A 13101-nucleotide genomic window follows, 5' to 3' on the forward strand; every position below is an offset into this window, starting at 1 on the left:
GTCGATGTTACTGGGTCTGCACCATCTCATCAGTAACCTGGTAGTCTCCGGCCAGCCAGCGCAGGATTTCCCTGGCGGCCGGGTGATCAAAGCCCCGGTAGCAGGCCGTCAGCGCCGCGTGGCGTTCCTCGCTGATCCGAGCCAGGCCGGTGTCCTGCAATACCAGCAGATCATTCACCAGCTGACGGGCCAGGTCCGCGCCCAGCACCTCGGTTGCCGCTTCGCGAAAGGCCTGCCCGTACTGGTAGTCCTTGCCCTGCTGATAATTCCGCGCCAGTGTTAGCGCCGGAATGGTGGTAAGTGTGGGCTGCAATGCCGGATTAATGGCATGTCCGGACAGGTAATCGCCGTTAGCCGCCGGCCGGCCGGTGAACCCGCGCAGGTGCAGGTGTTGCGACATGCGATCGCCATCGTTCACCGGGTAGTTATCCCACAGCACCGGCTTGCGCCCCAGCGCCTGTGCAACCCGTTGCAGATGCCCGGGAGACACCTCACGGGAGCAGACCTCCTCGCCGGTCCAGAAGACCTGCACGGACGGATCCAGCGCCTTACCCAGATCTTCCAGATAGTGCGCCGGTCGCTGGCCAAACACCCGGTCCAGTACCGGGTCATCGGAATAGTAGCTGGGGCAGACAGTCAGCTGGTCTGCGCCGCTTCGCTCCGCCACCCAGTGGATAATATCGGCCTGGCAAACGGCCAGCCCCGGAGTGTCGCTTTTCATATCGTCGAAAAGAATCGCCAGATCAGTAATGCCCAACTGGTCAAACACCGCCAGCTTCTGTGCCAGAGACGTTTTGGCGGAATCATTGAAGTTGTTGAAAACCTCGAAAGGGCTAAGTCCGATACCGAATTTCACGCCCTGTTCCGCGCAGAAATGCGCAAAATCAGCCAACTCACCGGCCACGGCATCGGGGTGAGGCTCGGTCCAGCGCCGGCGCAGGAAAGTATCAGCCTTGGGCGCATACCAGTAGTTGCGGTATCCGTGGGGTGCCAGGCAACGCACCACCTGCCGTCGCTCTTCCCACGTCCAGAGCGGGCCGTAGAAGCCTTCAATGATACCTAGCGGGGGCTGACCTGATGGGGGAGCAATCGACATTGATGAATCCATTTAACCGATACGGGTGAAGGCTCTGATTTGCGGAGGTTATCGCATAGTAACCCGGCGGTCACCGGACATTTGCCCCGATCTTCGCTAGACTTTAACAATATCCAACTTACAACAAATCGCCAGCACGAAGCGGTAGGAGGAGACTGCGCAATGGAAATCAAAACCTACGAAGATCTTATTGAGTGGGCTCGCCAGCTCCACCGTCATCTGTCTCACTGTCTTTCCGAGTGTGCCAAGAAAAACCGGGACGAACGTGCAAGTGCCCTACTCGCCTACCTGGCGCGCCACGAGGCGGAAATTGAGCAGATCACCACGGAGTTCGAGAAGCAGGCCGATAAAAAGGCCCTGCAAACCAGACTCTATGATTTCTATGAAAATGAGCACAGGGGCGTGAGAAACCACGATACCTGCGACGGTCATTACGCTGCGATGGATTTTGACACCATCACCCGGAAAATCTTCGAATTCCACGATCAGGTGATCAACCTTTACAAGGACCTTGCCCTTAAAACGGAAATACCCGAAGCCAGCGAACTCGTAGAGTCACTCCGTGAAATGGAGGAAAATGAAGCCATGAGGCTGGCGCATCAGGTCAGTTCAATGAACGACCTCTGAGGTTTGTCCGCAGGGGAATGATGACTGGATTTTTGCTGGCGCCCGGAGTACTGTGGACATAAAGTACTGTACATAAAAACAGTGTTCCGGATTCTGCCATGAAAACCCGCGCCACACCGCTTAACCCCCATAACCGCTTTCAGCCGATTGTGACTGACCGCCAGCAGGATGACGGATGGTATCAGGACCCGGCGGATCAGATCTGCCCGGATTCCGTGGCAACGGAAGTGGTGGATGAGCGGGTAAAAAGCATCATCAGCCGCAACCAGTCGCCGGACGTGCCCTTCGACCAGTCCATTAATCCCTACCGGGGTTGCGAACACGCGTGCGTTTACTGTTTTGCCCGACCCACCCATGCCTACTGGGACATGTCGCCGGGGCTGGATTTTGAGACCCGGCTGATTGCCAAACCGGGCGCCGCGGATCAGCTTCGCAGAGAGCTGGACAAGCCGGGCTATCGGGTGTCTGCCATTGCCCTGGGCGTCAATACGGACGCCTACCAGCCGGTTGAGAAGGACCGGGGCATTACCCGTCAGATACTGGAAGTACTGGCCGAATACCAACATCCAGTCTCCATTATCACCAAGGGTGCCCTGATTCTCCGTGATCTGGATCTGCTATCGGAAATGGCCGCCAAGGGCCTCTGCTCGGTGCGGGTCAGCCTCACCACCCTGGACAATACCCTCAAAGGCCGGATGGAGCCGCGCACAGCTGCACCCGCCACACGCCTCAAGATCATCCGGGAACTCACCGCAGCCGAGGTGCCCACCGGTATCATACTCGGTCCGGTGATCCCGTTTATAAACGACCATGAAATCGAGGCAATTCTGAGAGCCGCGGCCGATGCCGGCGCCCAACGGGCAAGTTGGATTATGCTGCGCCTGCCCCTGGAACTGGACGAGCTCTTCCGCGACTGGCTGCAAAGACATTACCCGGACCGGGCCGAGCGAGTGATGGGCCGCATCCGTGATCTGCGCGGTGGTAAAAGTTACGATGCCACGTTCGGGCGCAGGATGACCGGCAGCGGGCCCTATTCCGACCTGATCCGCCAGCGCTTCGCGAAGCGGGCAAAACAGCTGGGGCTGGGGCTGCATGAGGCCGAGCCATTGCGCACGGACCTTTTCCGGCGCCCCGGGGGAGAGCAAATCAGCCTTTTCTAGATCCGACAAAGCAGCCAGGGAGAGCAGCCACATTACCAGCCCCATCACCAGACACACCGTTATCAACGAACAGCGTCTGACTCTCACGGACGGGCGCACCCTCGCGTTTACGGATCAGGGGGACCCGGACGGCTATCCGTTGATATTCGGCCATGGCATGCCCGGCTGCCGCCTGGAGGGCAGGTTTCTGCATCAGCGGGCCATGGAGCACGGCTTCCGGATACTGACACCGGACCGCCCGGGCATCGGCGAGTCCGATTTTCAGCCGGGCCGCACCCTGCTGGATTACCCGGAGGATATCCGCCAACTTATTGATGTTTTGGGAATACGGCGCTTCAGCCATATGGGTTGGTCCAGCGGTGGCTCTAGAACCCTGGCCTGCGGATACCGGCTCGGGGCGCGCATGGATCTGGGCATTTGCCTGTCCGGTTTTACCCATTTCGGGGAATATCAGGGTACCCAGCGCGTGATTGAGGGCACGCGTTGGCCGGGGCCGCGACTGGCTCGCCTGAGCCCAGCGCTGGTTCGTCTGGTAGTGCGTATCGTCGTATGGATGTCCCGTCGACACCCGGGGCTGTACCTGCGCGAAGCAAGGCAGCTGGTCAGCGAGCAGGACCGTCAGCTGCTCGGCCAGCTACAGAAACAGGGGCACTTCCGGCAGGACCAGCTCGCCTGCCTGGCCAGCGGCGGCCATGCCATTGCCACGGACCTGCTGACCGAGCTGGTTGACTGGGGCTTTCATCTGTCCGAAGTGGCTACGCCAGTGTGGGTCTATCAAGGTGAACAGGACCCGTTTGTCCCCGAGGATTATGCCCGGCACCTGACATCGAGGCTGCCCAAGGCAACTCTCACTCTGATGCCCGGCACAGGCCACCTTTACCCCATGGACGAGCAGTTCCAGACAACCCTGTTTCGCCGTATCCGCCAGGCCATCAGCGACGCCTCAGACCCGTCGCCATAACGGCTAGACCTAGGTCGTAAAGACACCGCTTTTTCGTTCCGTTAACTATCGAATATTGCTAAGTTGACCTAGAGTAAGGAGTTACTCCTCCCGAAATCGGGAGAGGCTCTCAACACAAAAACGACAAAAGAGGCTAGAAGAGCAATGAAGATCCGTTCTGTTCTATCCGCAGCTGTGCTGGCTGTAGCCACCACATTTGCCTCAACACAGGCTCTCGCCCAGGACACCGTTACACTGCGCCTGGCGGAAACCTGGGGACCCAACTTTCCGATTTTCGGTGACACCACCAAGCGCATGGCAGAGCTGGCCGAAGAAATGTCCGGTGGCCGTCTGCGTATCCGCATCGATTCCTCCAACAAGCATAAGGCGCCCTTCGGCGTATTCGACATGGTCAAAGCCGGCCAGTACGACATGGGGCATTCCGCCTCCTACTACTGGAAAGGCAAGGTTCCCGAGACCCTGTTTTTCACCAGTATGCCGTTCGGCATGACCGCCATCGAGCAATACGCCTGGTTCTACCACGGCGATGGCATGGAACTCATGCAGGAAGTCTATGAACCGCACAACATGATGTCCTTCCCGGGCGGCAACACCGGCGTGCAGATGGGCGGCTGGTTCCGCAAGGAAATCAACTCCCTGGAAGACCTCCAGGGCCTGAAAATGCGCATTCCCGGCTTTGCCGGCGAAGTCTTTGCCGAAGTGGGCGTCAACCCTACCAACATTCCGCCGGGTGAGCTGTATACCGCGCTTGAGCGCAACACCATTGATGCAGTTGAGTGGGTAGGCCCGGCACTGGATCTGCGCCTTGGTTTCCAGCAGATTGCCGACTACTACTACACCGGCTGGCACGAGCCCGCCACCGAGCTGCAGTTCCTGGTCAACCAGGACACCTGGGATGAGCTGCCGGAAGATCTGAGAGCTATCCTGCGAACAGCGATGCGTCTGTCAGCCTACGATATGCTGGTACAGTCGCAGCATGCGAACGCAGTAGCCTGGGCAAACATCAAGGACGAGCACCCGAACGTGCAGATCAAGCAGTTCCCCGAAAGCGTTTTCCAGGCCATGTACAAGGCCAACGAAAAGCTCCTGAAGGAGGCTGCCGAGGGTAACGAGCAAGCCGCTCGCATCATCGAGTCCCAGGAAGAGTATCTGAACAAGTCCCGTGCCTACACGGACATTTCGACCCGTGCCTACCTGAACACCATGGCCGAAGTCGAGTAAGATAGCGTTAGTCACAGAGCCGGGATCGCTCTCCGAGAGGTCCCGGTTTTGTCGTTTGTAGCCACTGAAAATCGCCAAACCGGTTGGCGGAGGACCTGTAATGCGCTGGATTATCAAACTGGACGAGGGCCTGGCCCGCCTCTCCAATCTCTGCGGCTGGGTCGCCTGCGTGGCCATGATCCTTATGGCCATCAATGTGTTCTATGACGTTGTGGCCCGTTACGCGTTCAACGAAGTGTCCATCGGGATGCAGGAAATGGAATGGCATCTCTATTCGGTGGTCTTCATGCTGGGTATTCCCTACGCGCTGCGCACAGACGGCCATGTAAGGGTGGACGTGTTCTACACACGGTGGAGCAACAAGGCCAAAGCCTGGGTCAACCTGGTCGGCGCCTTTATTTTTATCATTCCGTTTGCGTACCTGATTGGCTATTACGGCTACAGCTTCGCCATGGAATCCTACAATATGGGTGAAGGCAGCGGCGATCCGGGCGGCCTTCCCCACCGCTGGATCGTTAAATCGGTGATTCCGATCACGGCGTTTTTCATCGCCACCGCCGGCCTTAACATGGCGACCTTTGCCCTGCGAGTAATGTCCGGAGAGAAAGAATACGAAGGTGAGCACAGCGCGGGAGGTCTGGCATGATCGGTATGATTATGTTCGGCGTGGCCCTGCTGATGTTGATGGTGGGCTTCCCGGTGGCGTTTACCTTTGGTGGCGTTGCCCTGTTTTTCGGGATCTATGCCGAGGGCATGGACCTGTTCGCCTTTATGCCTTTCCGCATTATGAGCGTGATGCAGAACACGGTACTGATGGCGGTGCCGCTGTTCATCTTCATGGGCGTTGTGCTCCAGCGCACCCGTTTGGCGGAACAGCTGCTGACTTCCATGGGCCGCCTGTTTGGCGGGCTCCCCGGCGGGCTGGCCATCTCCACCATACTGGTTGGCGCGCTGCTGGCTGCCTCCACCGGTGTTGTCGGCGCCAGTGTCGTGGCCATGGGTCTGATTTCCCTGCCGGTCATGCTGGCTCATAACTACGACAAGCGTCTGAGCACCGGCACCATCTGCGCCTCCGGCACCCTGGGGCAGATCGTGCCGCCGTCCATTATCCTGATTATTCTGGGAGACGTACTCGGCCTGCCGGTGGGTGACCTGTTCAAGGCCGCGGTCTGGCCCGGCGTTATCCTGATCGGCCTGTATATCGGCTATATACTGGTGCTGACCCGCCTGAAACCCGAGATGGCCCCGGCCATGCCGGAAGACCCTACCCGTTCCCGCAAGCAGGAAATCGGCTCGGCATTGCTGGCCATCATCCCGCCGCTGGCGCTGATTGTTGTTGTTCTGGGGTCAATCTTTACCGGTATCGCCACACCCACCGAATCCTCGGCCCTGGGTGGCGTAGGAGCGGTAGTGCTGGCCATCCTTTACGGTCAGTTCTCATTCAAGATGGTCTGGAATGCGTCCAAAGACACGGTGAAGGTCACCGCCATGGTATTCGCCATTCTGATTGGCGCCACCGCCTTCTCCATGGTGTTCAGCTACACCGGCGGTGACTACCTGCTGGAAGACTGGCTGCACATGCTGCCCGGCGGCGAGTGGGGCTTTATCATCCTGGCGATGCTGGTGATCCTGATTCTCGGCTTCTTCATCGATTTTGTAGAGATTTCGTTCATCATCGTGCCAATCCTGGCACCGATCGCCGAATCCATGGGCATCAACATGCTCTGGTTTGCCATCCTGATCGCTATGAACCTTCAAACCAGCTTCCTGACGCCCCCGTTCGGATTCTCGCTGTTCTACCTCAAAGGCGTAGCACCGCCGGAGGTCCGAACGGTGGATATCTACCGGGGCATAGTGCCCTTCATTCTGATCCAGATTGTGGTACTGGCCATGATCATCATTTTCCCCGAATGGTTCGGAATGAGCTCAACCTACTAAAAACAGGCCGGTCCCCCTGTCAAATATGACAAACGCTGATACTTTTCTATACTAAAGTCTATAGACAAGTCACAGCCAAAGGGGGACACGGCAAGATGAGTGACAGCACGGCAAGAGACCCAATCGCTTACGAAAACCAGCCGGAAAAGCAACGGCCTCATGTACTCACACTGCCCACTGAAGAATCCCCGGCAGATCGCGAGCCTTACAGCTATGAGCGATGGCTTCTGGGCAAACTGTTACGGATGGCCGGCTCTCCGCCGGTGCGCTTTGAGCTGTGGAACGGTGAGCTAGTCGAGCCCGAAGAGGCAACCGCCGAGTTCACTCTGCGACTGACTGATCACAAAGCACTACTCACCCTGGTCACCAATCCCAATCTGGCATTCGGGGACCTCTACAGCGCCGGCCGCCTGCAGGTAGATGGGGATCTGTCCGAGTTAATGGAAGTTCTCTATCGCCATGTACATAAGGCCCAGAGGCAGTGGCCCAAATGGCTGGAAGCGCTATGGCGCAATCACAGCCCCCGTTCCACCGGGATGTCTGAAGCCAGGGAAAACATCCACCACCATTACGATCTGGGCAATGATTTCTATCGGCTCTGGCTCGACGACGCCGAAATGCAATACACCTGCGCCTACTTCGAATCCCCGGACATTACTCTTGAGCAGGCGCAGCTGGCGAAACTGGAACATGTTTGCCGCAAGCTTCGCCTGAAACCGGGTATGACGGTTGCCGAAGCCGGTTGTGGCTGGGGCGGACTGGCCCGGTACATGGCCCGGGAATATGGCGTCAAGGTTCATGCCTACAACATCTCAAAAGAACAGTTGGCGTACGCCCGGGAAGAAGCCCGTCGGCAGAAACTGGACCATCTGATCGAATACATCGAGGACGACTACCGCAACATTGATGGCCAATACGATGCGTTTGTGTCCATCGGGATGCTGGAGCACGTGGGAAAGGAAAACTTTCCGGCCATGTCCCAGCTGATCCGCCGGGTACTCAAGCCCAATGGCCTGGCACTGCTGCACAGTATCGGCCGCAATCGCCCCATGCTGATGAACGCCTGGATTGAAAAGCGCATCTTCCCCGGCGCCTACCCGCCCAGCATTTCCGAATTCGTCACCATCTGCGAGGAAGGCGAGTTCTCCGTGCTGGATGTGGAAAACCTGCGATTGCACTACGCCCAGACCCTGACCCACTGGATGGACCGTTTCCAGGGCCATCGCGAGCAGGTCACTGACATATACGATGAGCACTTTGCCCGGGCCTGGGAAATGTATCTGGCCGGATCCATCGCGGCCTTCCGTGCCGGCTCCCTCCAGCTCTTTCAGGTAGTGTTCACCCACGGTCAGAACAACGAACTGCCTCAGAGTCGCCGGGACATTTACGAAACCTCAGCGGTACCGGAGGGCTGAATATGGAGTATTACGATCTGATCATCGTGGGCGCCGGCCCTTCCGGCTCCACCCTGGCCAATGCCTTGCGCAACAGCGGAAAGCGCGTCCTGATACTGGACAAAAAGATCTTTCCCCGCGACAAGACCTGTGCGGGGTGGGTGACTCCGGCAGTCATGAACAGCCTGAATATTGATCCTGAAGAGTACGGCAGGGGCCGCACGTTGCAGCCCATCAGCCAGTTCCGCATTGGCATGATGGGGCAGCCCGCGGTCGAGAACGATCATGGCGAGGTGGTCAGCTACGGCATTCGCCGGTGTGAATTCGACGCCTATCTGCTGGACCGGGTGGATTCCCCCAAGGAACTGGGCATCCCGGTCAAGAACATCCGAAAAGACGGCGGCAACTGGATTGTCAACGACACCTGGCAGGCGCCGCTGGTTGTTGGTGCTGGCGGGCATTTCTGTCCCGTGGCCAAGCTGCTCGGCGACGGCCCCGGCAGTCACGAGACCGTGGTAGCCGCCAAGGAAGTCGAGTTTGAGATGACACCGGAACAGGCCCAGCACTGCCAGGCCCGTGGCGATACTCCGGAACTCTGGTTCTGCAAGGACCTGAAGGGCTACGCCTGGGTATTTCGTAAAGAAAACTTCCTCAACATTGGCCTGGGCCGGGAAGACAACCACAAACTGACCGAACACCTGAATGCTTTTGTGAACGAGATGAAATCCACCGGCCGTATTCCCGACGACCTGCCTGGTCGTTTCAAGGGCCATGCCTACCTGTTATATGACCATGCCCAGCGCCCGTTGGTAGATGAGGGGCTGATGCTGATCGGCGATGCGGCCGGCCTGGCCTATACCCAGAGTGGCGAAGGCATACGCCCTGCCATCGAATCCGCCTTGATGGCGGCCGATCTTATCTGGGACCTGGAAGAATTCTCTGCCCAGTCGCTGCAACCCTACGGCGAGGCTATCGCACGCCGGTTTGGCAATCGTTCGGAGGAGCAGAAATCCGGCCTACAGGTTCCTGATTGGGTCAAGTCGCCCCTGGCCAGCACCCTCATGCGGTCCCACTGGTTCACCCGCAAAGTGGTCACCGAAAAGTGGTTTCTGCACCAGGAAGTACCACCACTGGAAGTAGCGCAGGTCTGACATGGCCCGGGCGGGGCGGTGATTTTCTCTATCACTGAAGGCAATTCCGCACTATGCTGACAGCTCCCCTGCTGTCCAATAACGTGCAAGACTGCCCCTATGACTATTGATGTTCAGGCTCTGTTTCCCAAGCTGATCAATCTGTTGTTGGACACCGTTTTTGTCGTGGACGAATCGGGCCACATTGTTTTTGTCAGCGATGCCTGCGAACAACTGCTGGGTTATACCGCCGCCGAGATGACCGGCCAGAAGATTTTCGAGTTCATCCATCCCGGGGATCGGGAACCCACCCGCAGAATCGCTCGCGAAGTAAACAAAGGCCAGCCCCGTACGAACATCGAAAACCGCTACATTCACAAAGATGGCAGCATCGTGCACCTTCTCTGGTCAGCGCGCTGGTATGAAGAAGACCGCCTGCGCATCGGAGTGGCCCGGGACATAACCGCACTGAGGCGGGCCGATCAGACCAAAAACGCCCTCTACCAGATATCCGAGGCAGCACACGACGCTGATACACTCCGCACGCTCTGTTCAGGCATAAGAGACGTAATCAGCGAACTCTTCCCGGGCGACACCCTGCACCTGGCGTTCTACGACGCCGACAAGAAAAGCCTCAGGGTTCCGGACTGGGACAGTGAACACCCGGACGGTTGGCTCGAGACAGCCATTGAAGCCGGCACGCCACTGGCCAGGGTCATTTCAGATCGACAGCCCCTGCTTGAATCCCGCCAAGAGCCGGCCCGTGACAACGCCAACATCCCGGCGGGGGACTGGCTCGGTGTTCCCCTGCTTTCCCGGGAATCGGTCCTCGGCATCCTGATTCTGGAAAGAACGTCCATCGCCGCCCCCCTGACCCATGCGGATCAGGAGCTACTCCAGTTTGTGGCCACACAGGTCGCCACCACGGTGGAACGCAAGAAAGCGGATGAGGAACTGCGGTTTATGGCCCACCACGACTCACTGACCGGCCTCACCAACCGCGCCCTGTTCCATGACCTGCTGGGAACCTCCCTCCAGGCGGCAATAAACAAGGGGCAGCGACTGGCCCTGCTGTATCTGGACCTGAACGATTTCAAGCGCGTCAACGACACCTGGGGCCACGAGGCCGGCGACGAGCTGATACGGGAAGTGGCTCGCAGACTGGTCCAGGGTACCCGTAAGACAGACACCATCGGCCGCATGGGCGGTGACGAGTTTACGGTGCTATTGACCGATATCGACGGGGCACCAGGCGTGGTTGAAAAAGCAGTGGAGAAAATCCGTGAGATGCTGGCAGCCCCGGTGAGCTTCGACGGCCAGAGCGTCAGCGTCACCAGCAGTATCGGGGTGGCCCTGTATCCGGAAGATGGCGACACGGCCCGTCAACTGATAATCCGGGCAGACGCCAATATGTATGTGGACAAATACGGCGGGTAAAGAAGGGCTCCGCTGCGGAATTGCGAACGGAGCCCGACCGAAAGCTACTTGGCAGTAATAGTCTGCATCACCAGCTTGCCATCATTCTTGATCGGACCATCTTCCTTGGCGCCGAGGGTGTACTCGAAGATACCGGTTTTCATGCCACCGTCTTCGGCGTGAACCATCAGCATCAGCATCTCGCCAGACTTAACTTCCTCAGTAAGAATCGCCGCCACGTCCTGGGTCATGCCCTTTTTGATGGGCGCATGGCCAACCACAGGGCCCGGTTTCATGGATTCATCGGTGCGATGTACAACCAACCAGCCGTTAGCGCCGGTGTTTACCTTCTTGGCGGTTACCGTGCCATTTGCAACAGACTGGTCGTCAGCCCAAACCTTGTCCTCGCCGTGGCCTGCCTGCGCCATGCCCGTTGCCATCACGCCTGCTACCAGGGCGGCCATCAGTACACTATCTTTCAGAAGCTTTTTCATTACGTTCTCCTTGGTGTCAGTAATACCCATCATCCGGGATGGTTCTACAGATGGGTTACTGGCAGTTACGGGAACGCTGGGTGAAAGTTTCAGACCCGGTGAATCACCGGGAATTATTGTCATTCGGCGCTTGGCCTGCGGGATACAGGTAACCATGAATCGCCGGGCCAGTAGGCTGGCCGGTGGGAGAGCCTCCCGGAGGCTCAACGCTGATGCCAAAGGTGGCGTTCCTCAGCAGAGCCGGGTCATATTTTTTCAGGACATCATTGTCCAGCTCGAACCGGTCTCCCAATACGCCCACGGATTGGGGGTTGGGGCCCAGTTCGTCGGCCTTGATCCATAGCTGGTATGACTTGTCAGGCTTCGCTTCGGCCGTCACTGGCCGGATATTCACCTGACGATCCTCGAGATTCACCGTCAGCAGGAAAGCCGGCTGCTGGTCATTGTGCTGGAATACCGCCACAAAGGACTCGGTCGCCTTCTCCGGTTGTGGCTGGAAGGTTAGAACCGCCACCAGCACCATGGCCGCCGCCGACACCAGGGCCGTGCTCCAGCGCCAGCGATTCACCTGGCGACGCAGTGCGATCACGTTACTGTCATCCCGTCCAAGCGTCTGCTCAATACGGGCGAACAGGGCCGGATCGGGTTCCACCGGTTCGACATCATCTGCCATGGCAGACAAACGCGATTCCCACTCCAGAATGCGGGCATCCAGAGTCGGGTCCTGCTCGCGCCGCGCCTTCAGAGCTTCTCGCTCGTCCGACGGCAGCGTGCCCAGCACAAACTCGGCAATTTGAATGTCCAGATCATCATCGCGCTCGGTCATGATTCCAGGCACCCCTTAATGTCCTGCAGTGCGCGGCGCAGCCAGGTCTTCACGGTATTGATTGGCTGACCGAACTGGCTGGCCAGGTCCTCCCTGGACCAGCCGTTCAGGTACGCCAGGCGCACCATGTCCTGGCGTTCCTTTTCAAGTTGGTCAATGCAATGGTTCAGTTGGTTCACGGCCTGTTGATCTTCTACCTGGTCCTGAGCTGTCGGTTGCCGACCTGCTATCAGATCCAGCTCGTCATCGTTGGTGGTGCGTCCGGCGGGGTGCTTTCGCAGCTCGTCGATTGCGGCGTTCCGGGCTATGGAAACCATCCAGGTGATGGGCGATGCCTTGTTGGCATCAAACTGGTCCGCTTTCTGCCAGATTTTCAGATAGGCATCCTGAATCACCTCGTCCGCCCAGGCCCGGTTATTAAGGATACGCAGTACGATACCAAGAAGTTTCGGAGCCGTGGCCTGATAGAGACTGGCGAACGCGGCGCGATCTGATTTGGCCACGCGGCCAATCATTGCGCTAACGTCCGCGATTGTTGATGAAGAACCTGAATCCATGAAATACACCGGAAGATAGGAATCAACAGTGTAGGCGAAAATCAGGGGTTGTTCACCACCAGCTGCTGGCGGATTACGATTTACGGTCCGGGTAGAGTTTCGCCTTTGGGCTTTCAGAGTTTATGGCCCAGAGCGTATAGTGCTCTGGCATCCGATTCTATTCTTTGGCCGTAAAGTCCGGTGCTTCCTTTTAAACCAGCAGGTACCCCATGTCACAGCACACGTCTGCAACCAATCCGGAAAAAGCTCCTCGCCTGCCCTGTCGGGGCTGCATGCCTGAC

At 58.2% G+C, this 13101-nt stretch carries 13 protein-coding genes; 9 read left to right on the top strand and 4 right to left on the bottom strand.

What is annotated here, in order from left to right:
- Positions 1–7 precede the first annotated feature (7 nt).
- Positions 8–1096, bottom strand: a complete 1089-nt coding sequence (locus FPL19_RS04865) for a beta-N-acetylglucosaminidase domain-containing protein (protein ID WP_150911149.1) — start codon at positions 1094–1096, stop codon at positions 8–10.
- Positions 1097–1258: 162 nt separating this feature from the next.
- Between FPL19_RS04865 and FPL19_RS04870 the strand changes: the two genes are divergently transcribed.
- The 9 genes from FPL19_RS04870 to FPL19_RS04910 all read left to right on the top strand — a co-directional run bounded on the left by FPL19_RS04870 (position 1259) and on the right by FPL19_RS04910 (position 10964).
- Positions 1259–1723, top strand: a complete 465-nt coding sequence (locus tag FPL19_RS04870; RefSeq protein ID WP_150911151.1) for an ATPase — start codon at positions 1259–1261, stop codon at positions 1721–1723.
- A gap of 98 nt (positions 1724–1821) precedes the next feature.
- Positions 1822–2883, top strand: coding sequence for a PA0069 family radical SAM protein (locus FPL19_RS04875; protein WP_150911153.1), 1062 nt, complete (start codon positions 1822–1824; stop codon positions 2881–2883).
- Positions 2816–3844: an alpha/beta fold hydrolase gene (locus FPL19_RS04880; RefSeq protein WP_150911155.1), complete on the top strand. Its 1029-nt coding sequence runs from the start codon at positions 2816–2818 to the stop codon at positions 3842–3844. Before FPL19_RS04875 ends, FPL19_RS04880 begins: the two co-directional genes overlap by 68 nt.
- Positions 3845–3988: 144 nt before the next feature.
- On the top strand, positions 3989–5065 hold the full coding sequence (locus FPL19_RS04885) for a TRAP transporter substrate-binding protein (RefSeq protein WP_150911157.1): 1077 nt from the start codon (positions 3989–3991) through the stop codon (positions 5063–5065).
- 100 nt (positions 5066–5165) lie between these two features.
- On the top strand, positions 5166–5711 hold the full coding sequence (locus tag FPL19_RS04890) for a TRAP transporter small permease subunit (protein ID WP_150911159.1): 546 nt from the start codon (positions 5166–5168) through the stop codon (positions 5709–5711).
- Positions 5708–7003, top strand: a complete 1296-nt coding sequence (locus FPL19_RS04895) for a TRAP transporter large permease (RefSeq protein ID WP_150911161.1) — start codon at positions 5708–5710, stop codon at positions 7001–7003. The genes FPL19_RS04890 and FPL19_RS04895 overlap by 4 nt, the downstream gene beginning before the upstream one ends.
- Positions 7004–7098: 95 nt before the next feature.
- Positions 7099–8418, top strand: coding sequence for an SAM-dependent methyltransferase (locus FPL19_RS04900; protein WP_150911163.1), 1320 nt, complete (start codon positions 7099–7101; stop codon positions 8416–8418).
- A gap of 2 nt (positions 8419–8420) precedes the next feature.
- Positions 8421–9548, top strand: a complete 1128-nt coding sequence (locus tag FPL19_RS04905; RefSeq protein ID WP_150911165.1) for an NAD(P)/FAD-dependent oxidoreductase — start codon at positions 8421–8423, stop codon at positions 9546–9548.
- Positions 9549–9647: 99 nt separating this feature from the next.
- Positions 9648–10964, top strand: a complete 1317-nt coding sequence (locus tag FPL19_RS04910; protein WP_150911167.1) for a GGDEF domain-containing protein — start codon at positions 9648–9650, stop codon at positions 10962–10964.
- A gap of 44 nt (positions 10965–11008) precedes the next feature.
- On the opposite strand, the gene FPL19_RS04915 is transcribed toward FPL19_RS04910, so the two are convergent.
- The 3 genes from FPL19_RS04915 to FPL19_RS04925 form a co-directional block, all read right to left on the bottom strand.
- On the bottom strand, positions 11009–11437 hold the full coding sequence (locus tag FPL19_RS04915) for a DUF7282 domain-containing protein (RefSeq protein WP_150911169.1): 429 nt from the start codon (positions 11435–11437) through the stop codon (positions 11009–11011).
- 103 nt (positions 11438–11540) lie between these two features.
- Positions 11541–12263 carry an anti-sigma factor gene (locus tag FPL19_RS04920; protein ID WP_150911171.1) on the bottom strand — a complete coding sequence of 241 codons (723 nt, stop codon included), beginning with the start codon at positions 12261–12263 and terminating at the stop codon, positions 11541–11543.
- Positions 12260–12820 (bottom strand): sigma-70 family RNA polymerase sigma factor, encoded by a 561-nt coding sequence (locus FPL19_RS04925; RefSeq protein WP_150911173.1) that lies wholly within the window; start codon positions 12818–12820, stop codon positions 12260–12262. The genes FPL19_RS04920 and FPL19_RS04925 overlap by 4 nt, the downstream gene beginning before the upstream one ends.
- Positions 12821–13101: the final 281 nt, after the last annotated feature.

Source organism: Marinobacter halotolerans (genome assembly GCF_008795985.1).
Lineage (GTDB): Bacteria > Pseudomonadota > Gammaproteobacteria > Pseudomonadales > Oleiphilaceae > Marinobacter > Marinobacter halotolerans.

Bases quoted from the DNA above. Each gene is read 5' to 3' on its own strand.
- FPL19_RS04865 (WP_150911149.1), bottom strand. From the start codon at position 1,096: ATGTCGATTGCTCCCCCATCAGGTCAGCCCCCGCTAGGTATCATTGAA.
- FPL19_RS04870 (WP_150911151.1), top strand. From the start codon at position 1,259: ATGGAAATCAAAACCTACGAAGATCTTATTGAGTGGGCTCGCCAGCTC.
- FPL19_RS04875 (WP_150911153.1), top strand. From the start codon at position 1,822: ATGAAAACCCGCGCCACACCGCTTAACCCCCATAACCGCTTTCAGCCG.
- FPL19_RS04880 (WP_150911155.1), top strand. From the start codon at position 2,816: ATGAGGCCGAGCCATTGCGCACGGACCTTTTCCGGCGCCCCGGGGGAG.
- FPL19_RS04885 (WP_150911157.1), top strand. From the start codon at position 3,989: ATGAAGATCCGTTCTGTTCTATCCGCAGCTGTGCTGGCTGTAGCCACC.
- FPL19_RS04890 (WP_150911159.1), top strand. From the start codon at position 5,166: ATGCGCTGGATTATCAAACTGGACGAGGGCCTGGCCCGCCTCTCCAAT.
- FPL19_RS04895 (WP_150911161.1), top strand. From the start codon at position 5,708: ATGATCGGTATGATTATGTTCGGCGTGGCCCTGCTGATGTTGATGGTG.
- FPL19_RS04900 (WP_150911163.1), top strand. From the start codon at position 7,099: ATGAGTGACAGCACGGCAAGAGACCCAATCGCTTACGAAAACCAGCCG.
- FPL19_RS04905 (WP_150911165.1), top strand. From the start codon at position 8,421: ATGGAGTATTACGATCTGATCATCGTGGGCGCCGGCCCTTCCGGCTCC.
- FPL19_RS04910 (WP_150911167.1), top strand. From the start codon at position 9,648: ATGACTATTGATGTTCAGGCTCTGTTTCCCAAGCTGATCAATCTGTTG.
- FPL19_RS04915 (WP_150911169.1), bottom strand. From the start codon at position 11,437: ATGAAAAAGCTTCTGAAAGATAGTGTACTGATGGCCGCCCTGGTAGCA.
- FPL19_RS04920 (WP_150911171.1), bottom strand. From the start codon at position 12,263: ATGACCGAGCGCGATGATGATCTGGACATTCAAATTGCCGAGTTTGTG.
- FPL19_RS04925 (WP_150911173.1), bottom strand. From the start codon at position 12,820: ATGGATTCAGGTTCTTCATCAACAATCGCGGACGTTAGCGCAATGATT.